General features: G+C 68.9%; 21 protein-coding genes and 1 riboswitch. Of the genes, 8 read left to right on the forward strand and 13 right to left on the reverse strand.

The window, feature by feature from the left end; all coding sequences use genetic code 11:
* Positions 1-106 precede the first annotated feature (106 nt).
* The 4 genes from JF781_RS16905 to JF781_RS16920 are packed head-to-tail and all read right to left on the reverse strand — an operon-like array spanning position 107 to position 3884.
* Entirely contained in the window at positions 107-1579 is a 1473-nt protein-coding gene (locus JF781_RS16905; protein WP_225328220.1) for a M28 family peptidase, read from the reverse strand.
* Positions 1576-3060, reverse strand: coding sequence for a M28 family metallopeptidase (locus JF781_RS16910; protein WP_225328221.1), 1485 nt, complete (start codon positions 3058-3060; stop codon positions 1576-1578). The genes JF781_RS16905 and JF781_RS16910 overlap by 4 nt, the downstream gene beginning before the upstream one ends.
* Before the next feature lie 53 nt (positions 3061-3113).
* Positions 3114-3539, reverse strand: a complete 426-nt coding sequence (locus JF781_RS16915) for a DUF2752 domain-containing protein (protein WP_225328222.1) — start codon at positions 3537-3539, stop codon at positions 3114-3116.
* A gap of 15 nt (positions 3540-3554) precedes the next feature.
* Positions 3555-3884, reverse strand: coding sequence for a CD225/dispanin family protein (locus JF781_RS16920; protein ID WP_225328223.1), 330 nt, complete (start codon positions 3882-3884; stop codon positions 3555-3557).
* Between the two features lie 337 nt (positions 3885-4221).
* On the opposite strand from JF781_RS16920, the gene JF781_RS16925 reads away from it, so the two are divergent.
* Together JF781_RS16925 and JF781_RS16930 are read left to right on the forward strand one after the other, a co-directional pair.
* Positions 4222-4752 carry a serine/threonine protein kinase gene (locus JF781_RS16925; protein ID WP_225328224.1) on the forward strand — a complete coding sequence of 177 codons (531 nt, stop codon included), beginning with the start codon at positions 4222-4224 and terminating at the stop codon, positions 4750-4752.
* Positions 4753-4812: 60 nt separating this feature from the next.
* Positions 4813-5334: a serine/threonine protein kinase gene (locus tag JF781_RS16930; protein WP_225328225.1), complete on the forward strand. Its 522-nt coding sequence runs from the start codon at positions 4813-4815 to the stop codon at positions 5332-5334.
* A gap of 3 nt (positions 5335-5337) precedes the next feature.
* Here the strand turns inward: JF781_RS16930 and JF781_RS16935 are convergent, their stop codons facing one another.
* The 4 genes from JF781_RS16935 to thiO form a co-directional block, all read right to left on the reverse strand.
* Positions 5338-6105 carry an SGNH/GDSL hydrolase family protein gene (locus JF781_RS16935; protein ID WP_225328226.1) on the reverse strand — a complete coding sequence of 256 codons (768 nt, stop codon included), beginning with the start codon at positions 6103-6105 and terminating at the stop codon, positions 5338-5340.
* 10 nt (positions 6106-6115) lie between these two features.
* Positions 6116-6907 (reverse strand): thiazole synthase, encoded by a 792-nt coding sequence (locus tag JF781_RS16940; protein WP_225328227.1) that lies wholly within the window; start codon positions 6905-6907, stop codon positions 6116-6118.
* Positions 6900-7109, reverse strand: coding sequence for a sulfur carrier protein ThiS (gene thiS / locus JF781_RS16945; RefSeq protein WP_225328228.1), 210 nt, complete (start codon positions 7107-7109; stop codon positions 6900-6902). Before thiS ends, JF781_RS16940 begins: the two co-directional genes overlap by 8 nt.
* A gap of 104 nt (positions 7110-7213) precedes the next feature.
* Entirely contained in the window at positions 7214-8236 is a 1023-nt protein-coding gene (thiO, locus tag JF781_RS16950; protein WP_225328295.1) for a glycine oxidase ThiO, read from the reverse strand.
* Between the two features lies 1 nt (position 8237).
* Positions 8238-8356: riboswitch (TPP riboswitch) on the reverse strand.
* A gap of 48 nt (positions 8357-8404) precedes the next feature.
* Between thiO and thiE the strand changes: the two genes are divergently transcribed.
* Complete coding sequence (gene thiE / locus JF781_RS16955; RefSeq protein ID WP_374109713.1) at positions 8405-9076, forward strand: thiamine phosphate synthase; 672 nt, start codon at positions 8405-8407, stop codon at positions 9074-9076.
* Here the strand turns inward: thiE and JF781_RS16960 are convergent.
* Positions 9048-9680, reverse strand: a complete 633-nt coding sequence (locus JF781_RS16960; protein WP_225328230.1) for an NUDIX hydrolase — start codon at positions 9678-9680, stop codon at positions 9048-9050. The genes thiE and JF781_RS16960 overlap by 29 nt on opposite strands.
* Positions 9681-9833: 153 nt before the next feature.
* Between JF781_RS16960 and glnX the strand changes: the two genes are divergently transcribed.
* From glnX to JF781_RS16975, 3 genes are read left to right on the forward strand one after another with little or no spacing between them, the layout of a single operon-like run.
* Entirely contained in the window at positions 9834-11153 is a 1320-nt protein-coding gene (gene glnX, locus JF781_RS16965) for a protein kinase G-activating protein GlnX (RefSeq protein WP_225328231.1), read from the forward strand.
* Positions 11153-12139 carry a glutamate ABC transporter substrate-binding protein gene (locus JF781_RS16970; protein ID WP_225328232.1) on the forward strand — a complete coding sequence of 329 codons (987 nt, stop codon included), beginning with the start codon at positions 11153-11155 and terminating at the stop codon, positions 12137-12139. The genes glnX and JF781_RS16970 overlap by 1 nt, the downstream gene beginning before the upstream one ends.
* Entirely contained in the window at positions 12139-14427 is a 2289-nt protein-coding gene (locus JF781_RS16975) for a serine/threonine-protein kinase PknG (protein WP_225328233.1), read from the forward strand. The genes JF781_RS16970 and JF781_RS16975 overlap by 1 nt, the downstream gene beginning before the upstream one ends.
* Positions 14428-14537: 110 nt before the next feature.
* On the opposite strand, the gene JF781_RS16980 is transcribed toward JF781_RS16975, so the two are convergent.
* Positions 14538-15401, reverse strand: coding sequence for an endonuclease domain-containing protein (locus JF781_RS16980; protein ID WP_225328234.1), 864 nt, complete (start codon positions 15399-15401; stop codon positions 14538-14540).
* A 97-nt stretch (positions 15402-15498) separates the two neighbouring features.
* Between JF781_RS16980 and JF781_RS16985 the strand changes: the two genes are divergently transcribed.
* Both JF781_RS16985 and JF781_RS16990 read left to right on the forward strand, forming a co-directional pair.
* Complete coding sequence (locus JF781_RS16985; RefSeq protein ID WP_225328235.1) at positions 15499-16815, forward strand: DUF1800 domain-containing protein; 1317 nt, start codon at positions 15499-15501, stop codon at positions 16813-16815.
* A gap of 13 nt (positions 16816-16828) precedes the next feature.
* Positions 16829-18013 carry a DUF1501 domain-containing protein gene (locus tag JF781_RS16990; protein WP_225328236.1) on the forward strand — a complete coding sequence of 395 codons (1185 nt, stop codon included), beginning with the start codon at positions 16829-16831 and terminating at the stop codon, positions 18011-18013.
* Here the strand turns inward: JF781_RS16990 and JF781_RS16995 are convergent.
* The 3 genes from JF781_RS16995 to fgd are packed head-to-tail and all read right to left on the reverse strand — an operon-like array spanning position 18002 to position 22333.
* A complete protein-coding gene (locus JF781_RS16995; protein ID WP_225328237.1) occupies positions 18002-19162 on the reverse strand; it encodes an acetate kinase in 1161 nt (386 codons plus the stop codon). The genes JF781_RS16990 and JF781_RS16995 overlap by 12 nt on opposite strands.
* The gene (gene pta / locus JF781_RS17000; protein ID WP_225328238.1) at positions 19152-21311 is read right to left on the reverse strand and encodes a phosphate acetyltransferase; all 2160 of its coding nucleotides are present in this window, start codon (positions 21309-21311) and stop codon (positions 19152-19154) included. Before pta ends, JF781_RS16995 begins: the two co-directional genes overlap by 11 nt.
* Before the next feature lie 11 nt (positions 21312-21322).
* Positions 21323-22333, reverse strand: a complete 1011-nt coding sequence (fgd, locus tag JF781_RS17005) for a glucose-6-phosphate dehydrogenase (coenzyme-F420) (RefSeq protein WP_225328239.1) — start codon at positions 22331-22333, stop codon at positions 21323-21325.
* Positions 22334-22362: the final 29 nt, after the last annotated feature.

Genomic DNA, 22362 nt, shown 5'->3' on the forward strand with positions numbered 1-22362 from the left:
ACTCGGTTCGTGGTACTGCTGCCGATCAAACACTTTGCAGCATAGAGGAATTCGATGCGTGCCAGCACACTCTCGGGGTCTGCGTGGTTCCGACGGGAAACCGCCACTACGGCATCCGGGTGCGATGCCTCTTGTCGTGTGAGGGCACACCGTTGACCCCGCCGATCGACTCGGCGTAGCTGCCGACCGCGAACCCGACGCCAGAACCCATGATCCCCAAGGCTTCCCGGTTGATGTTGTCGATGGTGTCGCGCGGGCTCTGGAAGTTCGGATCGAACGGCACGCCGGCCTGGCCGCCCCACAACCGTGCCTGCACGGTGGTTTTCAGCTGCGAGGAACCGGTCGTCAGGCCCCCGATCGGCACGCCCGCGACCATGAAGGGGTGATAGTCGGCCCGGGAATTCAGCGGCATGTCCGCGGGGCGCTTGCCGGCCAGGTTCAGATAGCCGGCCAGGGTGCGCTCGATGCCCGCCGAGCCTTCGGGGACATCCGCGGCGAAGACACCGGGCCCGGGCGGGCCGGATTGGTCGCCGTCGTCGGTGAAGAAGCCGGCGTTGGGCGACCCCAGCGCGGTGAAATTCAGATAGAGCGCGATGTCGTTGAGCTGATCACGGCCCATGCCGAACACGTAATCCATGACCCCGTTGAGCCCCTCGGATTCGGCGCCCCAGAACACGAACCGCACCGCGTTGTTCACCGGGGCCAGCGGGCCCAGCTGGCGCGCCGCCTCCAGCACCGCGGCCACCCCGGAGCCGTCGTCGTTGATGCCGGGTCCGGCGCGCGAACCGTCGAGCTGCGCACCCACCACGACGACCTCGTGGGGCGACCCGGACTTGGTCTGTGCCACGACATTTCGGGACGTGATCTTGGTGTTGACGGCATCCAGCACCAGGCGGATCGGCGCGGTCGCACCGGTCAGTGCGGCGGCACCGTTGGGGTTGACGACGGCGACCGGCACGGTCAGTTGCTTGAAATAACCGGGGCTGAACAACGTGGGCGGAGCTCCGCGCCCGTTGGGGGCGCTCAGCACGATCAGCGCGCTCGCCCCCTTGGCCAGCGCGCTGTTCTGTTTGTCGACCACCGAGCAGCGGGTGTCGTCGACGACGGCGATCGCGCCCTTGGGCACCGCGGCCGGGTAGTCGTGGGCCGCACAACCCGACGGCTGGGACGGCCGGATCGGTTGCCCCGTCAGGCCGCCGGGCGGTGTCTGGACCAGCAGCGAGGCCTGGTCGACGGGATAGGTGCGGCCCGCGACGATCAGTGACGGCTTACCCATAGACACGGTGTACAGCCGATCGAATTGCGGCGTCTGTACGTCAAACCCCTTGTCGCGCAACGCCTTGGCCACGTAATCCACGCTGGCGTCGAAGCCCGGCGTGCCATCGGCACGGTTGCCGCCGTGGGCGTTGGCGATGTCCTGCAGGGCGCGCAGGTGGGTGACCATGCCGTCGACGGTGATCTTCTTGGCCAGGCCGTGCCCGAGATCGGGTGTCGCGGTGGGCGAGCCGGGCCGCGCCGGCGAGCACCCGGCCACCAGCACCGTGATCAGCAACAGCGTTGCGCACAGGCGGGAACTCATGACTTGGTGAGGACGTGCCGGGTGCGGTCCTCCATGGCGGGGACACCGTTGTGTCCGCTGAGGTCTTGAGCGTAGAGCCCGACCGCGTATGCGACCCCGCCGCCGTTGATTCCCAGCGCGGTGCGGTCGATGTGATCGAGGGTGTCGCCCTTTTGGTGGTAGTTGGGGTCGAACGGTTGGTCGGCCGTCCCGCCCCACAGCTTCGCCTGGTCCGCGGACATCTTCCCCTCGGCGCCCGAGAACAGGCCGCCGGCGGGGATGCCCGCCAGGGTGAATCCGTCGTAGTCGGACCGACCGTCAAAGGAGGTGTCCTGTGCGGTCTTGCCGGCCGACTTCAGGTAGGCGGCCAGCGTGCGCTCGATGCCGGCCGAACCTTCGGGGACCACCGGGCGGCCGCGGGCGTCCATGGGCAGCGATTGGTCCCCGTCGTAGGTGAAATAGCCGGGGTTCGGCGACGCCAGCATGTCGAAGTTGAGGTACAGCGCAATGTTTTTGAGCGCGGCCAAGTCCAGCGACTCGACGTAGTTCCGCGACCCGATGAGCCCGAGTTCTTCCGCACCCCAGAAGCCGAATCGCAGCCTGTTGTGCACGGCGGGCGAACTGCCCAGCTGCACAGCGGTTTCCAGCACCGCGGCCACTCCCGATCCATTGTCGTTGATCCCCGGGCCCTCGGGGACGCTGTCCAGGTGCGCCCCCGCCATCACCACGTTGGAGTCCGAACCGGTTTTGGTCTGCGCGATCACATTGCGGGCCTTGAAGCTTTGCGCGCTGGCATCGAGCTTGATGGTGGTGGGCCCCGGCTGGGCGCGCAACTGCACCCCGGTGGATTTCGTCACGCTGAGCACCGGGATCTTCACCTCGGTGGTCGGGCCGAGCGTACCGCCCATCTGCTCCTCGTCGACATTGTCGGCGATGATCATCGCCACGGCCCCGCGCTGCGCCGCGACGTCCTCCTTCTGCGCGAACGGGCAGGTGCCGCGATCGACGAGCACCACCGCGCCCCGCACCGGGAGATCGCCGTAGTCGGAGACCGCGCACCCCAAGCTGTTCACCGGTGCGGCGACCAGTGGCCCGCTCACCCCGCCCGGCGCGGTCCCCAGACTGAAGTCCAGCGCGCGCGCCTCCACCGACTTGCCGGCGACGGTCATCTCCGGCTTCTCGGCGTGGAACACCCGCGCCGAAAACTCGGGCGTTTGCACGTCAAACCCCTTGTCGCGCAGGGTTTTCACCACGTAGTCGACGCTGGCGTCGTAACCTGGGGTCCCCACCGCCCGGGTGCCGTTGCTGGCATTGGCAATGTCTTGCAGCTTGGACAGGTGGGCCATCATCGCATCGGTCGTCACCTTGCCGCGCAACGCGGACGCGAACTCGGCCGCGCCCATCGTCTGCTCCGAGCCGGACCGCTGCGAGCAACCGGTTGAGAATGCGGTCAGGGCGATCACGGCGAGTGCCGCCGGCAACGTCGTGAGTTTTTTCACCATCGCGCCCCAGGTTAGACCGCGGGCCAAGCGGGCGGGATCAGGACACGTCGGGATCAGACATACAGCGCCGTGAAGGGCGCAAAGGGGATGTTGCGCACCACGAACCATGCCAGGACCAATGACAGTGTCACGAGGGCGGCCCAGCGGCGGTGTTGCCAACTGCGGACCCGCCGCCCCACCACGTGCCCGTAGGTCCAGGCCAGGTACGCCCACACCAAAAGCACGACCGCCGCCAGGCCCAGAGCGTTGTACCTGGCGGCCGCCAACACGTTGCCGTGCATGAGGGAATACAGCATGCGCAGGCTGCCGCATCCGGGACAGTCGATCCCCAACAACGCCTTGGTGGGGCATACCGGCAGCGGGCCGTTCGGGGTGGTCGGGTCACCCGCCCAGATGGCGGCGCACATCAACGTCGCGGATGCGGCCACCACCAGTGGTGCACCCAGGCCCACGTGCGCCGCCCCCCGGCGGGTCACCATCTCGAGACCCTCGCTTTAGTACATCGCGGCAAGCGCCGCGTTGGTGTCCGTGTTCAGCGCGCCGACCGACATCAAGATGACGTAGATGATGCCGACGACGACACCGATGGCCGCCGACCAGATCGCCCATTTCTTGGCGCTCTCGGCCGATGCCTGCGCCTCGGCGTAGCGACCCTGCGCCCACAACCCGTTGACCTGGCTGGATTTGACGATCGCCACGATCCCGAACGGAAGACAGCAGAACAGCGTCACCAAAATCGACCACACCAGATAGTTATTCGGCGCTTGGGCGGCCGGCTGCTGCGGCGGGTACCCGGGAGGCGGCGGGGGCGGCGGTTGTGTCATGGATTCTCCAGTCAAGAGAAGTTAGCTGGCGTAAAGCGGTGCTAACCATACCCGCTCATCCCCGCGTCGGCACTAGCAATGAAAAAATCTGATCCGGGCTACGGTTGCGGCGCCGCATCGACGGCTCCGCCATATCGGCGCGAAGGCCCGATTAACGCCCGGCCTCAACGTCATTCGACATCCGTCGCGGCGAAATGCGCGCCGCCACCGTTGCCCTGGGCCTTTGCCGCCGATAACCGGAAACGATGCCCAGACAGACAATTGCCGCCGGAACGTGTTGCATTACCACGACATAGCCCTACTATCCGTGTTAGCAACGGCCGTTAAGGAGCCATTCATGTCTGATTTCAGCAACGCGCTGAAGGCGGCGATGGCGACGGCGTTCACGGGCTTGTTCGCGTTAGCGGGCAGCGTCGCGGCGGCCGCGGACCCGGCCGGCACCGGCAACCCGTCGGACATCAACACACTGGCGGCCACGCTGTCGAAGGGCTACGGCCTGAACAACTGCACCGCCCAGAACATCGACCGGGGCAGGCAGTTGGCCGTATTGGCGTGCGGACAGAGCCCCGACCCGAAAGGACCGGCACAGGCCAAGTACGTCCTGTTCACCAGCGCCGACAACCTGGCCACCGCGTTTCGGGCGACCATCAAGGAGGACGTCCTGAGGCCGTGCGGGGACGCCAACCAGTCGCCGTCCAGCTGGCACAAGGACGGTTCGGGCGCCAGCGCCGGGCAGGCGGCGTGCGGCACGTACCAAAACGCCGCCGAGATCATCTGGACGACGGACGCCAAAAACACGCTGAGCTACCTGCGCGCGTCCAACACCGACGTCAATGCGCTCTACCAGTGGTGGCGCGCCAACGGTTGACAATCTTCTTGGGGGGCAAGGGGTTTTTGCACTAACCACCAACAACCGCAGGGAGTCAACATGTCACATCTGATCACCGCGCTGCGAGCTATGTCGGCCGCAGCTTTCACAGGCGGTTTGGTTCTCGCGGGCAGCGCCACCGCGGTCGCCGAACCCAATACCGGTAGCGCGACGGACATGAACACGCTGGCCGCTTCGCTGTCGAAGGGCTACGGCCTGAACAACTGCAAGCCGCAAGAGCTCACCGAAACCGGTGAACTCGCCGAACTCCTGTGCGGGCAGAGCCCCGACGCGGGCGGGCCCGGTTCCGGTGTCTACGCGCTGTTCTCCAACAGCACGAACCTGGGCTCGGCCTTCAGTTCCACCATCAAGGACGTGTCCCTGGCGGCGTGCGGGGACGCCGGGCAGTCACCGGGAACGTGGAAGCAGAACGGCCAGACCGGCGGCCAGATCGCCTGCGGCACTTACAAGAACTACGCGACGTTGACCTGGACCACCGACGCCAAGAACGTGCTGGGTCACCTGACCGCGGCCAACGCCGACGTCAACGCGCTCTACCAGTGGTGGCGCACGAACGGCTGACGTTTACAGTTGAGCCGCAATCAAATCCGCTACCGCGCACATCCCGGCGGGGTTCGGGTGCAACGGTGCGGGGCGACCCGGTAGCGGAACACCGTAACGCGCCGGCAGCGTCGTCCAGGGCTCGGCCGACCAGGCGTGGTGCTCGCGGCTGGCCGCGGCGGCGTGGATGATTCCGCAGCCGGTCGCCGCGGCGGCGTCGGCCGTCATCCTTTCCAGCGTGTCGGCGACGTGCCGGCCCAGGTCGGCGTCGGCGGGCGACAACGGTGGAGCCGGCGCGCCCGCGGGCGGCAGCATCGTCAGGTAGTCGACGAAAAAGATCCGCGCGCCGGCGGATCGCTGACGCACCGCGCGGCCGACAGCACACAGCGATTCGAACACCGCGTCAAGGGCCTGATTTCGCGCGTCGGTGTCGAGCAGTTCGCGGATGCGGTCGCCCAGCAGCGGCATGCGACGCAGCGGGCGCGGCAGCGAGGCCGCCATCAACAGCGGTACGTAGCCGACGTCGTTGCCGCCGATGGTGACGGTGACCAGACTCTCCGAGCCGTCCAGCGCGTCGATTTGCGGCGGCGCGCCGCGTTGACGCTCGGCGAGGACGTTCGCGGTGGTCGCACCGGAGAAGGTCACGTCGACCAGGTCGTAGTCGTATCGCCCGGCGATCAGGTGCGCATAGTTGCGCGCGGAGCGGCCCGACCACCGCGGGGCTCCCGCGGCGCGCGGCCGGATGCCCGGCCCGGCGGCCATCGAACTGCCCAGCGCGACATAGCGTTTCATCGGCTCAGGCTCAATTGCCCGGCTCCTCAGCGGCCCGCATCGTCGCCGTGCCAGGGCTCGAGGCCTGCGCCCAGAACCGCTTCGGGATCCGCCCGGCCCGCCGGGCCAGATAGCCGGCGGTGACGGCGGCCGACATCGCGGCGGCCATCGCGGCGGGATCGGCGGCGCGGGTCACCGCGGAAGCCAACAGCACGGCGTCGCAACCCAATTCCATGGCCAGCGCGGCGTCGCTGGCGGTGCCGATGCCGGCGTCGAGCACCACCGGAACATGGGCCCCGGCGACGATCATCTCGATGTTGTGCGGATTGGTGATGCCCAGCCCGGTCCCGATCGGCGAGCCCAACGGCATGACCGCCGCGCATCCGGCGTCCTCGAGCCGGCGCGCCAGCACGGGGTCATCGTTGGTGTAGGGCAGGACGACGAACCCGTCGTCGACCAATTGCTCTGCGGCCCGCACCAATTCGATCGCATCGGGCAGCAGAGTGCGGTCGTCGGCGATCACTTCGAGCTTGATCCAGTTGGTGTTCAACGCCTCGCGCGCCAGCTGCGCGGTGAGCACCGCCTCGGCGGCGCCGCGGCATCCCGCGGTGTTGGGCAGCGGCGTGATGCCCAGCCGGTTGAGCAGATCGAGCAATCCGGTGCCACCCTCGGCGTCCACCCGGCGGATCGCGACGGTGGTCAGTTCCGTGCCCGACGCGACCAGCGCCTCTTCCAGCACCGCCAGGTTGCTCGCTCCCCCGGTCCCCATGATGAGCCGCGAGGCGAAGCTGCGGTCCGCGATCGTCAGTTTCGAGTCAGCCACCCTGCACCGCCGTCACCACCTCGAGCCGCACGGGGGCGCCGGGAAGCTCCGAAAGCTCTGTCGCCCAGCGTGATCGCGGCAGCACGGCGTCGTCCATCGCCACGGCGATGCCGCGCTCGCCGAAGCCCAGGGAGTCGAGCAGCGCGGACACCGTGGTGTGCGGGTCGACGTCGACCTCTTTCTCGTTGACCAGTACGATCATTGCGCCGCTCCTCCTCATCGCTTCGCTCTGCATCGTCGCAACGCGGACCATCATTGCGCCGCTCCTCCTCATCGCTTCGCTCTGCATCGTCGCAACGCGGACCATCATTGCGCCGCTGCTACCGGGGCCAATTCGGAAACGATCTGTTCTGCCGTCCAGGGTGCCAGCAGGAACCCCGACCGGCCGTGGCCCGCGGCGACCAGCGTGCGCGCGTCCAGGCGATGCACCAACGGCAGATTGTCGGGTGTCATCGGGCGCAGCCCGGCGCCGCACTCGGCCAGCTCGTATTCGCCCAGGGCCGGCAGCACCGCGCAGGCGTCGTCGAGGAGGTCACGCACCCCCGAGACGACCGGGGCGGTGTCGCGCCCGTGTTCGTATTGGGTGGCGCCGACCACGACCCCGTCCGCGCGCGGCACCAGGTAGACCTGCCGCCCGTGGACGCGGGCGCGAATGACCCGCCGCGGCAACGGCATACAGCCCTTCCTCCACCGCAGCCGCAACACTTCGCCCTTGACCGGGCGCACCGGCAGGCCCGGCCACAACGCCGGTGCGTCGATGCCGTTGGCGATCACCACCGCGTCGGCCTCGACCGCCGACAGGTCGTGCACCGGCGACGCCCACCGCACCCCGAGGCGCTCGCACTCCGTCTCCAGCGCGTCGAGCACCGCCCGGTTGTCGACGGCCAGCTCGGTGGGCGCCCGAAAGCCGTGCCGGATACCCTGCGCCAGTAGGGGTTCCACGTCGCGGGCGGCCGACTCCCAGACCACGGGATGCCCCTGCGCGGACAACCAGTCCGCGACCGTGCGCAGGTCGGCGGCGTCGGCGCGGTCGACGGCCACCACCAGCGACTCGCGGGCGGTGACCACCCCCGCCGGCAGGCCGTCGAGGAAACCGCCCTCGCGCCACAGCCGCAGGGATTCCAGGCCCAGCCGCAACAACCGCTCTTCACCGGGCCAGCCTTCGCTGTGCGGCGCCAGCATGCCGCCGGCGACCCAGGATGCGCCCCGCTCCCCGCTGCGGTGCACCCGCACCGACCAGCCGGCCTGCGCGGCGCGGCGCGCCACCGCCAGCCCGATGACGCCGCCGCCGATGACGGCGAGCGACCCCGGCGGTGGGCCCGAGGGCATCCCGGTCATTGTCGAGCCTCCCTTCGCCGGCATGATCCGGATCAGGTGTGACGGTAAGGGCAGGTCCTCGCGGCTGTGCCCACTCTCAGCCCCGCTCCCGGGACTCCCGTGTCTGGTGGTTCTTCGCGCTCCACGCTAGCGCGCTAGCGTCTCGGTGTGCAGCGTCCCGTGGATAGCCGACCCTCCGCTCTGGCCACCGCCCGGCTGTACCTGTGCACCGACGCGCGCCGCGAGCGCGGCGATCTGGCCGAGTTCGCCGACGCCGCGCTGGCCGGCGGGGTGGACATCATCCAGCTGCGCGACAAGGGATCCGTCGGCGAGCAGCGGTTCGGGCCGCTGGAGGCGCGCGAGGAGCTGGCCGCGTGCCAGATCCTGGCCGACGCCGCCCGTAGGCACGGCGCCCTGTTCGCGGTCAACGACCGCGCCGACATCGCCCGCGCGGCCGGCGCCGACGTGCTGCACCTCGGGCAGGGCGACCTGCCGCTGGACGTCGCCCGCGACATCGTCGGGCCGGACGTGCTGCTCGGGCTGTCCAGCCACAGCGTCGCGCAGGCCACCGCGGCGGCAACCAGCGAAGCGGACTACTTCTGCGTCGGCCCCTGCTGGCCGACGCCCACGAAGCCGGACCGCGAGGCCCCGGGCCTGGGACTGGTCCGCGCCGCCGCCGAGCTCGGGACCGGCAAGCCGTGGTTCGCGATCGGCGGCGTCGACGCGCAGCGGCTGCCCGAGGTGATCGACTCCGGGGCGCGCCGCGTCGTGGTGGTGCGCGCGATCACCGCGGCCCCCGACCCGCGGGCGGCGGCGCGGCGGCTCAGTTCGGCGCTGGCAGCAGCGAGCTGATCCGGCGGCTCAGCTGCGACGGCGCTTGGTCGGCGTCACCGGGCATGCACCACACGAAAACGCCGTCCTCGACCTCGATCGTGCGGGGCAGATACTGCCGGCGTTCGTCGCCGTGGCCCAGCGGCAACAGCGCCGGCGCGGTGCGCAGCCGTTGCCAGCTGGCCGCGAAGCCCGGGTGCAGCGGCAGGTCGGCCACCTCGTCCTCGGCGACCCAGCGCATCTCCGCGCTCTCCCGGTTGGGCACGGTGTGCAGCAACTCGTCGGCGTCGGCGACGACGGTGGTGTAGCTCCACCGGGTGCCGCCGATCCCGGCGACCTCGGCGGTGACCAGCGTCGCGCGCACGTTGAGCCGCTCGGCGAGCAGCCCGGCCTCCTCGTTCGCTTCGCGGACCGCCGTCTGCTCGGGCGTTTCGTGGCTGTCCCGGGCCCCGCCCGGCAGCCCCCACGTCCCGCCCTGATGGCTCCACACCGCGCGGTGTTGCAGCAGCACCGCGGGCGTGCCGTCGGGCCGCGGGGCGCGCAGCAGCAGACCGGCGGCGCCGTACCGGCCCCAATAATGGGCGCCGCGCTCCGAGATCACCCAGCCGTCGCCGTCGCCCTGCACGGATCAAGGATAGGCAGACTTGGTTCTCGGCGGTCTTCGGCGCGTCGGCAATTGCGTCGGCCTCCACCCATCCACCCGAACATGCTCTTAGACTTCGCTTATAGAGGTCCGTGCAGCGAAATCCAGTGGCCAAGAGATGAGGGCTGATCAGACGTGACGGTTGAGCTGGCGCACCCGTCGACCGAGCCGCAGGGATCGCGGTCACCGGCCGAACCAGCCCACCCACGCTGGTGGTTCATCTCGACGACGCCGGGCCGCATCCTGACCATCGGCATCGTCCTGGCGGCCCTCGGCGGGATCAGCGCCTTCGCCACCTCGACCACCATCAACCACCGGCAACAGGTGCTCACCACGGTGCTCAACCACACCGAGCCGCTGTCGTTCGCCGCCGGCCGGCTCTACACCACCCTGTCGGTGGCCGACGCCGCGGCGGCCACCGCGTTCATCGCCGAAGCCGAACCGCCGCCGGTGCGGCAGCGCTACGAGCAGGCCATCACCGACGCGGCCGTGGCCGTGACCAGGGCGTCCAGCGGGCTCACCGACGAGCCGCAGGTGCAGCTCCTGGGCCGGATCAACGCCCAGCTGGCCGTCTACACCGGCCTGATCGAAATCGCGCGAACCAACAACCGGGCGGGCAACCCGGTCGGCTCGTCGTACCTGTCGGAGGCATCGGGGCTGATGCAGTCGACGATCCTGCCCGACGCGGCGCGGCTTTACCGCGCCACCTCGGAGCGGGTGGACGTGGAAACCACCGCGTCGACCCAGATCCCGGCGCCGGTGATCATGGTCGTCGGCGCCACCGTGGTCTTCGGCGCGTTCTCCCATCGCTGGCTGGCCCGGCGGACCCGGCGCCGCATCAACCCCGGCCTGGTCGTGGGCGCGCTCGCTATTCTCGTCATGGTGGTATGGGTCGGGACTGCGCTAACCATCTCTACGACGGCCAGTCGTAGCGCGAAGGACACCGCCGCGGAGTCCCTCAAGACCGTCACCAACGTCGCGATCACCGCCCAGCAGGCGCGCGCCGACGAGACGCTGTCGCTGATCCGCCGCGGGGACGAAGAGAAGCGCAAGCAGTCGTTCTATCAGCGCATCGATTCGATGCACCGCCAGCTCGACCAGTACATGTCCCGCAGCGACGCCGTGGACAAACCCGACCTGGAAGGCGCCGACCAGCTGCTGCTGCGCTGGCGGCAGGCCAACGACCGGATCACCTCGTACATCTCGGTGGGGAACTACCGCGCCGCCACCCAGGTCGCGCTGGGCAGCAGCGAGGAGGATTCCACCCCGGCGTTCGACAAACTGGAAGACGAGCTGGTCAAGGCCATGGACCAGGGCCGCATCCACCTGCGCAACGACGTGATCAACGCGCGCAGCGGGCTGTCCGGCGCCCAGGTGGGCGGCGTGGTGCTCAGCCTCGGGGCGGCCATCGCGGTGGCGCTGGGCCTGTGGCCGCGGCTGAAAGAGTATCGATAATGACCCGCCTGCCCCTGCTGCGCCGGGCGCGCACCGTGGCCGCCACGGTGGCGGTAGCGGTCGCGGCGGCGGGCTGCGGGCACACAGAATCGCTGCACGTGGCCAGCGTCCCGACGCTGCCGCCGCCCACCCCGGTCGGCATGGAGCAACTGCCGCCGCAGCCGCCGCTGCCGCCCGACGGCCCCCATCAGGACTGCGACCTGACGGCCAGCCTGCGGCCCTTCCCCACCAAGGCCGAGGCCGACGCCGCCGTCGCCGACATCCGCGCGCGGGGCAGGCTGATCGTCGGGCTCGACATCGGCAGCAACCTGTTCAGCTTCCGCGACCCGATCACCGGCGAGATCACCGGCTTCGACGTCGACATGGCCGGCGAGATCGCCCGCGACATCTTCGGCGCCCCGTCCCACGTCGAGTACCGGATCCTGTCGTCGGACGAGCGCGTCACCGCCCTGCAACGCGGCGAGGTCGACATCGTGGTCAAGACCATGACGATCACCTGCGACCGGCGCAAGCTGGTCAACTTCTCCACCGTCTACCTCGACGCCAACCAGCGCATCCTCACCCCGCGCGACTCGTCGATCGTCAAGGTGAGCGACCTGTCCGGGAAACGCGTCTGCGTGGCCAAGGGCACCACCTCGCTGCATCGCATCCGGCAGATCGACCCGCCGCCGGTGGTGGTGTCGGTGGTCAACTGGGCCGACTGCCTGGTCGCGATGCAGCAGCGCGAGATCGACGCCGTCAGCACCGACGACTCGATCCTGGCCGGGCTGGTCGAAGAGGACCCCTACCTGCACATCGTCGGGCCCAACATGGCCACCCAGCCCTACGGCATCGGCATCAACCTGAACAACACCCCCCTGGTGCGGTTCGTCAACGGGACCCTGGAAAGGATCCGCCGCGACGGCACGTGGAACACGTTGTACCGCAAGTGGTTGACCGTGCTGGGCCCCGCGCCGGCCCCGCCCACACCGAGGTATCTGGACTGATGGCCGAGCCGGATAAGCAGTCCGAGCAGCCGGAACCCGGCTCCGGAGACGTGGACGACGTGAACCCCGGCACCCAGCCGGCGGACGTCCAGACCGGCGCCTCGACGGGGCGGCTGCAGGCCACGCAGGCGCTGTTTCGGCCCGACTTCGACGATGACGACGACGACTTCCCGCACATCTCGCTGGGCACCCTGGACACCGACACCGGCGACCGCATGACGGTGGCGACGCGGTCGCTGCCGGCGGTCCGACAGCTCGGCGGTGGGCTCGTCGAGATTCCGCGGGGACGCGACATCGACCCGCGCGAAGCGCTGATGACCAACCCGGTGGTCCCCGAGTCCAAGCGCTTCTGCTGGAACTGCGGAAAGCCGGTGGGCCGGTCCAGCAAGAAGAGCAAGGGCACGTCGGAGGGTTGGTGCCCGGCCTGCGGCAGCCCGTATTCGTTTCTGCCGCAACTCAATCCGGGGGACATCGTCGCCGGCCAGTACGAGGTCAAAGGTTGCATCGCGCACGGCGGGCTGGGCTGGGTGTATCTGGCCGTCGACAAAAACGTCAACGACCGGCCGGTCGTGCTCAAAGGCCTGGTCCACTCCGGCGATGCGGAGGCGCAGGCGATCGCGATGGCCGAACGGCAGTTTCTGGCCGAGGTCGTCCACCCGCAGATCGTGCAGATCTTCAACTTCGTCGAACACAAGGACCAGCACGGCAATCCGGTCGGCTACATCGTCATGGAGTACGTCGGCGGGCAGTCGCTCAAGCACGGGAAGGGCGAGAAGCTTCCCGTCGCCGAGGCCATCGCCTACCTGCTGGAAATCCTGCCCGCGCTGAGCTACCTGCACTCCATCGGCCTGGTCTACAACGACCTGAAGCCGGAGAACATCATGCTCACCGAGGAGCAGCTCAAGCTGATCGACCTGGGCGCGGTGTCGCGGATCAATTCGTTCGGATACCTTTATGGCACACCGGGTTTCCAGGCTCCGGAGATCGTGCGGACCGGCCCGACGGTCGCCACCGACATCTACACGGTGGGGCGCACGCTGGCGGCGCTCACGCTCAACCTGCGCACCCGCAACGGCCGCTACGTCGACGGCCTGCCCGAGCACGACCCGGTGCTGAGCACCTACGACTCGTTCCACCGGTTGCTGCGCCGCGCCACCGATCCCGACCCGCGCCGGCGGTTCGCCAACACCGAGGAGATGTCCGCGCAGTTGATCGGCGTGCTGCGCGAGGTCGTCGCCCACGACAGCGGGGTGCCCCGGCCCGGCCTGTCGACGATCTTTTCGCCCAGCCGCTCGACGTTCGGGGTGGACCTGCTGGTCGCGCACACCGACGTCTACCTGGACGGGCAGGTCCATTCGGAGAAGCTGACGGCCCGCGAAATCGTCACCGCGCTGCAAGTGCCGCTGGTCGATCCGGCCGACGTCGCCGCGTCGGTGCTACAGGCGACGGTGTTGTCGCAGCCGGTGCAAACCTTGGACTCGTTGCGCGCCGCCCGGCACGGGACCCTGGACGCCGACGGTGCCGAGCTGTCCGAGTCGGTCGAGCTGCCGATGATGGAGGTGCGCGCGCTGCTGGATCTCGGCGACGTCGCCAAGGCCACCCGCAAGCTCGACGACCTGGCCGCGCGGGTCGGCTGGCAATGGCGGCTGGTGTGGTACAGAGCCGTCGCCGAGTTGCTCACCGGCGATTACGATTCGGCCACAACGCATTTCACCGAGGTGCTGGATACCTTCCCGGGCGAGCTGGCGCCCAAGCTGGCGTTGGCCGCCACCGCCGAGCTGGCCGGCGACGCCGACGAGCACAAGTACTACGAGACGGTGTGGAAGACCAACGACGGCGTGATCTCGGCGGCGTTCGGGTTGGCCAGATCGCTGTCCGCCGAAGGTGATCGGGCCGCGGCGGTGCGCACGCTGGACGAGGTGCCGGCCACGTCGCGCCACTTCACCACCGCGCGCCTGACCAGCGCGGTCACGCTGTTGTCCGGCCGGACCAAGAGCGAGATCACCGAAGAGGACATTAGGGACGCGGCGCGGCGGGTGGAGGCGCTGCCGCCCACCGAGCCCCGCGTGCTGCAGATCCGCGCGCTGGTGCTGGGCTGCGCGATGGACTGGCTGGAGGACAACAAGGCCAGCACCAATCACATCCTGGGCTTCCCGTTCACCGAGCACGGGCTGCGGCTGGGCGTCGAGGCGGCGCTGCGCAATCTGGCCCGCGTCGCACCCACGCAGCGGCACCGCTACGAGCTGGTCGACATGGCCAACCGGGTGCGGCCCACCAGCACGTTCTGAACTGTTGCACGCCTTACGGTGTCGAGTGTGAAACCTGGGCGTTGAGTGTGAAACCTGGGCTTTCGGCGTGAACACTGGGCGACGACACGCCGACAAACCTCGCCGTGGGCTCACACGCAAAGCCCAAGATTCACAGTCGATTTCGCCAGCGCCTCTCGCACCCGGCGGATGATACTGGCCGGGCGGTCCTCCGCGACGACGCGGACGACGACCCAGCCCCTCTCCTCGAGCATCTCCATGCGCTGAATGTCTTTGACGAATTGCCGCCGGTCGGCGCGATGGTGATCGCCGTCGTATTCGACGGCCACCAGCGATTCCGCCCAGCCCAGGTCGAGGTAGGCGAACGGCAGGCCATCGGTGCCCAACACCGGAATCTGGGTCTGCGGCCGGGGCAGGCCCGCGTCGATGAGAAGCAGCCGCAGGTAGCTCTCCCTCGGTGACTGCGCGCCCGGGTCGACCAGGTCGAGCGCCGCCTCCAATCGCCGCAGCCCCGGCGAGCGAGAGTGTGCCGCCGCGACACGCAGCACGTCGTCGACCTTGAAACCCGTTGCGCGGGCGAGCGCGTCCAGGCGCACCACGGCCGACCGCACCGCCCCCCGCCGGCCGATGTCGAAGGCGGTTCGCTCCGGCGTGGTGACGGCGAGCCCATCGCAAACCTGGGTTTCCCCGGCGCACAACGTGTCCCGGCGCGTCAGCACACCATCGGGCGGACGAGTGTTGGTGTGTATCAGCTCGACGGGGACATTGTCGGGGATCCACGCGGCGCCGTGCAGCGCCGCCGCGGCCGCTCCCCCGACGATCGCCGACCGCCCCGACCACAGCCAGGCCGCGCGGATGCGCAGCTCAAGCGGCAGCTCCGCGTGCGCCGGCACGTAGACGTTGGGAAACACCGGCCGGTAGACCGCCCGCAGCTGGTGGCGATTCAGCCTTCCCGACGCCAGCGCCTCGCTGCCGATGAACGGCACTTCCCTCATGCCGCGCACCATCGCACGTCGACCGCGAGCCATGCATCCGGCTATTCACAGCCCGGATTCACAGCGAGAACATAGGTATATGCCGCACAGTTGACACATGGCAGGCCAGTCCACGGCGTGGGTCAGTACGGCCCGCATGCTGCGCCGGGCCGGGTTCGGGGTGACAGGGCCCGAGGTCGACGCGGCCGTAGCGCGGGACTGGTCCGGCTACGTGGACGCGCTGCTGGGCGGCGATCCCGACGTCGACCCCGGCGCGGTTGCCACCCCGATGCCCACCCTGCCGACGCCCAGCCCGCCCGGTAAGCGCGCCACCCCGGCCGCCCACAAGCAGTACAACCAGCAGGTGTCGGAACAGCTGGGCGTGCTGTCGAATTGGTGGGTGCGGCGCATGGTCGCCGTGCGACAGCCGCTCCACGAGAAGCTAACCCTGCTGTGGCACAACCACTTCGCCACCTCGGCGCAGAAGGTGCGGGTAGCGGCATACATGGCCGCGCAGAATCACAAATTGCGCACCGGATCGTTGGGGGATTTCCGCACCCTGGCCTACGGGATGCTGACCGACGCCGCGATGCTGCGCTGGCTCGACGCGCAAAGCAGCACCGCCAGGGCACCCAACGAAAACCTTGCCCGCGAATTCATGGAGCTGTTCGCCTTGGGACACGGCAACGGCTACACCGAAAGCGACGTGCGCAACGGCGCGCGGGCCCTGACGGGATGGGTGATCGGCGTCGGGGGTAGCACCTCGATGGCCCGCAAACGTCATGACGGGACCGCCAAGACGCTGTTCGGGCAAACCCGCAACTTCGACGCCGCCGGGTTCTGCGACATTGTGCTGGCGCAACCCAGATCGGCGGAATACATCGCGGGACGTCTGTGGCAGCAATTGGCGTCCGACGATCCAGCGCCACCCCAGGTGCTCGACCGGCTGGTCGGCGCCTACGGCCCCAACCGCGACCTGCGCGCGCTGACCCGCGCGATCCTGACCGACACCGCGTTCACCGGCAGCCGTGCCGCGGTCGTCAATACCCCTACCGAGTGGCTCATCGGCGTGATCCGGGCGCTGCGCGTGCCGGTCGACAATCCCAAGCGTCTCAAGATGATCGACGCGACGTTGCGCACGCTGGGTCAACGACCGTTCTACCCGCCCAGCGTCGGCGGCTGGCCCAGCGGCCAGGTGTGGCTTTCCACCGCCAGTGCTGGGGCCAGGCTGCGCGCGGCGGCAGAGCTGGCACACGCCGGCGACCTCTCCAGCGTCGAGGGAACCCCCGCCGGTGACCGCATCGATGCGGTCGGCTACCTGATCGGCGTCGGCGCCTGGTCGGACCGCACCGCCCAGGCGCTGCGACCGCTGGTGCGCCAACCGCCGCAGTTGGTCGCGGCCGCCGTCAACACTCCCGAATACTTGACGTCGTAGGGGATCAGCAGCCATGGCCGAGATGAACCGTCGCAGATTCCTGATCGCCAGCGCGGGTGTGGGGGCGGCGGGGTTGCTGTCGGGAACGGTGGCGGTCAGTTGGCCCGACCTGATGCGCGCCGCCTCCGACCGGCCGCTGGCCGAAGGAAGCGGCGTCCTGGTGATCGCCACGCTCTACGGCGGCAACGACGGGATCAACACCCTGATCCCCTACGCGGACAACGCCTACCACGACGCCCGTCCCGAACTCGCCTATTCCCCCGGCGATGTCTTGCACCTCGACGCGCAGCTGGGCCTCAATCCGGCTCTGAAGAACATGGCCGGTCTGTGGAACCAGCGGCACCTCGCCGTTGTGCGCGGCGCCGGCTACCCGAAGCCCGACCACAGCCACTTTCGCTCCATGGACATCTGGCAGACGGCGTCACCCGCCGAGCCGGTTTCGACCGGCTGGATCGGCCGCTGGCTCGACGCCACCGGCGATGACCCGTTGCGTGCGGTCAACATCGGGGCGGTCCTGCCACCGCTGGCCGTCGGCGCAAAGTGCACAGCGGCAGCGCTTTCGCCGAACGGGGCGCCGGCCGAGGCGGAGGGATTCGACGGGATCATGACCGCGCTGGGTAACGACGACCCCGATGACACTCCCGCGATGGCCGCGGTGTGCAAGGCCTACCGTGCGACGCACACCGCCAACACAACCTTCGCGTCGGTCAAACCTGCTATCACGGAACGCAATTCACTGGCCACTCAGCTGAGCATGGTTGCCCAGGCCATCAAGGCCCGCGTCCCGACGCGGGTGTATACGGTGCAGTTGGGCGGCTTCGACACCCATGCCGGCGAACGTGGGACCCAGCAACGGTTACTGCAGACATTCGACGAGGCGGTGGCCGCGTTCATTCAGGAGATGGCCGGACGAGACGTGGTCCTGATGGCGTATTCGGAGTTCGGGCGTCGAGTGCGTGCCAATGCGTCACAAGGCACTGATCACGGTACGGCGGGGCCCGTTTTCATCGCGGGTACGCCCGTGAAGGGCGGCTTCTACGGCGAGGAGTCCAGCCTCACCGACCTCGACAACGGAGACCTGAAGTACACCACCGATTTTCGTGACATCTACTTCGAGCTGCTGGCGCAAACCGTCAAAACCGATCCCACACCCTCGGTCGGCACGGGACGAAAGAGGCTGGGATTCTTATCCGCCTAGCACGTTCACGCAGTCGCGGGCGATGGCCAGCTCCTCGTTGGTCGGGATCACCAGCACGGTGATCGGTGAATCGTCGGCGGAGATCTGTCGTGCACCCTTGCCCCCGCCGAGGTTGCGCCGCTCGTCGAGCACGATGCCCAGCTCCTCCATGCCCGCGACCGCGTCCCGCCGCACCGCCGCGTCGTTCTCGCCGATCCCGGCGGTGAAGCTGACGACGTCGGTGTGCCCCAGCACCGCCAGGTAGGCGCCGACGTATTTGCGTAGCCGGTGCGTGAACACGCTATACGCCAATTGCGCTGACTCGTCGCCGGATTCGATCATTGCCCGCAGCCGGCGAAAGTCCCGCTCGCCGGACAGACCCCACACCCCGGACCGCTGGTTGAGCATCGTCTCGATGTCGTCGACGCCCATCTGCGCCGTGTGGCACAGGTAGCTGACCACGCTGGGATCGATGTCACCGCTGCGGGTGCCCATCACCAGCCCCTCCAGCGGGGTGAGACCCATCGAGGTGTCGAGCGGCCGGGTGCCGGCGATCGCCGAGGCGGAGCAGCCGTTACCCAGATGCAGCACAATCTGTTTCAGGTCGCCGACCGATCGGTCCAGGAAGGCGGCGGCCTGCTCGCTGACGTAGCGGTGCGAGGTGCCGTGGAACCCGTACCGGCGGATCTGATACCGCTGCGCCAGTTCGCGGTCGATGGCGTAGGTCGCCGCCGCGGGCGGCAGGTCGTGGAAGAAGCCGGTGTCGAAGACCGCGATGTGCGGTATGTCGGGCAGCAACTTCCGCGCGACCTCGATTCCCGTGAGCGCGGACGGATTGTGCAGCGGCGCCAGGTCCGACAGATCGTTGAGCCTCGCGATCACCGCGTCGCCGAGCGGTGTCGGCTCGTAGAAGGTATTGCCGCCGTGCACTACTCGATGGCCCACCGCGACGACGCCGGATGTCTTCAGGTCGATGCCTTCGTCGGCCAGCGCGTCGAACGCGCGGCGCAGCGCGGCCTCGTGGTCGGGAACCGGCGACCCCGCCTCTCCGATGCGCTCCACGAGGCCGGTCGAGCGGGCAGCGCCCGAATCGGGATCGACCAGTTGAAACTTCAGAGACGACGAGCCGGAGTTGATCACCAGCACGAGGCGCGCGCTGCTACTTCCCATGGGGGCCGCCCTGCGCCTGAATCGCGGTGATGGCAACGGTGTTCACGATGTCTTCCACCAGAGCGCCCCGCGACAGGTCGTTCACCGGCTTGCGCAGGCCCTGCAACACGGGGCCGATGGCCAGCGCGCCGGCGCTGCGCTGCACCGCCTTGTAGGTGTTGTTACCGGTGTTGAGGTCGGGGAAGATCAGCACCGTGGCGCGCCCGGCCACGGGCGAGTCGCGCAGTTTGGTGGCCGCGACCGACGGTTCGATCGCAGCGTCGTACTGGATGGGGCCCTCGACCGGCAGGCCGGGATTCCGCTCTCGCACCAATTGTGTTGCCGCCCTGACCTTGTCGACGTCGGCCCCGGTGCCGGAGTCACCGGTCGAGTAGGACAGCATCGCAACCCGGGGCTCGATGCCGAACTGCGCGGCGGTGCGCGCCGACGAGATCGCGATGTCGGCCAGCTGCTCCGGCGTCGGGTTGGGGATGATCGCGCAGTCGCCGTAGGCCAGGACACGATCGGGCAGGCACATCAAGAAGATGCTGGACACCGTGGAGACGTCCGGGACGGTCTTGATGATCTCGAATGCGGGTCGCACCGTGTGCGCGGTGGTGTGCGCGGCACCGGACACCATGCCGTCGACCATGCCGTTGTGCACCATCATGGTGCCGAAATACGTCGTGTCGCGCATGATCTCGCGGGCCTGTTCGACGGTGACGCCCTTCGCCTTGCGCAACTGCGCGTACTGGTTGGCGAACTCGTCACGCAACTGGCTGGCACGCGGATCGATCACCGTTACGTCGGCCAGATCCACCCCGAGTTCGCCCGAGCGCTGGCGGATTTGGGCCTCGTCGCCCAGGATGGTCACGTCGGCGACGCGGCGCTGCAGCACCCGCCCGGCGGACCGCAGGATACGGTCGTCGTCGCCTTCGGGCAGCACGATGTGCTTGCGATCCGAACGCGCCTGCAGCGTCAGCTGATGGATGAACATCTGCGGGGTGGTCACCGTGGGGATCGGAATGGCAAGCTGCGCCAGCAGATCGGTGATGTCGACGTGGCCGTCCATCAACTCGAGCGCGGTGTCGATCTTGCGCTGCGACGTCGCCGTGACCCTGCCCCGGGCGGAGGCCGCCGCGCTGGCGGTGTCGTAGGTGCCCAGCCTCGTGGCGACGATGGGCAGCCGCAGTCGCAGCCCGGCGACCAGGGCCGCGATGGACGGGTGCAACTCGAAACCGCCGTTGAGGACGATGCACGACAGGGACGGAAAGCCCTCCGCGGCATGCGCGCTGGCGACGGCGAGCACCACGTCGGAGCGGTCGCCGGGGGTGATGACCGCCATGCCGTCGCGCAGCCGTTCCAGGACGTGGTCGGCGGTCATCCCGGCGACCATCACCTCGGTGACCTCGCGCTCCCGCAGCGACTCTTCGCCGCTGACCGGCGTCCCGCTCACCGCGCTCTGAAGTTCGGCCACCGTCGGCGCCGACAGCAGCGGTTCGTCGGGCAGCACATAGCTGCGCAGGGACGACGGGCGCAGCGCCTCGTCCAATCTCTTTCGGATGGCGTCCAACTCGGCCGGTTCGCAGCGGTTGGCCACCACCGCCGCGGTGTGCGCGTGCTGGGCGTCGAGCTCGGCCAGGCAGACCTTGACGACGTCGGCCACCTCACCGGCGCTCCGACCCTTGCCGCTGACCGTCAGCAGCAGCGGCGCGCCGAGGTTGACCGCGATGCGCGCGTTGGTGGACAGCTCCGCGGGCCGGATCGCCTGTCCCAGTTCGGAATAATCGCTGCCGACGATCACCACCACGTCGCACTGCTCGGCGACGGCGTGGTAGGCGTCGACGATGGCGGCGATCGCCGCGTCACCGTCCGCGTGCAGCTGCTGGTACGTGACGCCGACGCACTGCTCGTAGGACAGGCCCGCCGTGGTGCGCGACAGCAGCAGTTCCAGGATGTAATCCCGATCTTCCACGGCCTGCGGCGACCCGCTGCGCCCGGCTTCGCCGGGCTGGCGATCGCCGCTGTCGGAGCGTGTAATGGGCCGGAACACACCGACTTTCGCGACCGTCGCGGTCAGCCGGTGCAGCAGCCCCAGCGCGATCGTCGACTTTCCGGTCTCCGGCTCGGGCGCGGCGATGTAGATTGCCGTTGCGGCGCCCGAGACCACTCGCCCGCCCCTCAGGCCAGCCGCCGCAGCCGCGGCGCCAGGTCCTTCTCGAAGAGGTCCAGGAACCGGCGCTGGTCGTGACCGGGGGCGTGGAACACCAGGTGGTTGAGGCCCCACTTCACGTACTGGCCGACCTTTTCGACCGCCTCGTCGGGATCCGAGGCCACGATCCAGCGCTTGGCGACCTGCTCGATCGGCAGCGCGTCGGCGGCCTTCTCCATTTCGATCGGGTCGTCGATGCTGTGCTTCTGCTCTGCGGTCAGCGACAGCGGCGCCCAGAATCGGGTGTTCTCCAGCGCCAGTTCGGGATCGGGATCATACGAGATCTTGATCTCGATCATCCTGTCGATGTCGTCGACGTTGCGGTCGTTGATCGCCGCACCCTCCTTGACCGCAGGGATCAGCTTGTCCTTGTACAGCTCCTCGCCCTTGCCGGAGGTGCAGATGAAGCCGTCGCCGGCCCGTCCGGCGTATTTGGCGACCGCCGGGCCCCCGGCCGCGACGTAGATGGGGACCCCGCCCTCGGGCACGTCGTAGATCGAGGCGCCCTTGAGCCGGTAGTACTCGCCGTCGAAGTCGACGCGGTCGCCGCACCACAGCTCGCGCATCAACCGCACCGACTCGCGCAGCCGGGCGAACCGCTCCTTGAACTCCGGCCAGTCACCCTCGTATCCGGTGGCGATCTCGTTCAGCGCCTCGCCGGTGCCGACCCCGAGAAAGATGCGGTCCGGGTACAGGCAGGCCATGGTGGCGAAGGCCTGCGCGATGACGGCCGGGTTGTAGCGGAAGGTCGGGGTGAGCACGGAAGTGCCCAGCGTGATCCGCTTGGTGCGTTCGCCGACCGCGGTCATCCAGGCCAGCGAGAACGGCGCGTGCCCGCCCTCGTGCCGCCACGGCTGGAAATGGTCACTGACCGTTGCGCTGTCCATGCCGTGACCTTCGGCGGCGACGGCAAGCTCGACGAGCTCGCGCGGGGCAAATTGTTCGGCGGACGCTTTGTATCCGAGTTTCAGTTCAGCCACTCGTTCTTTCTACTCCTGTGCAGATGGTC

Origin of the sequence: Mycobacterium sp. WUMAC-067, assembly GCF_020217485.1 — a bacterium.
Taxonomy (GTDB): domain Bacteria; phylum Actinomycetota; class Actinomycetes; order Mycobacteriales; family Mycobacteriaceae; genus Mycobacterium.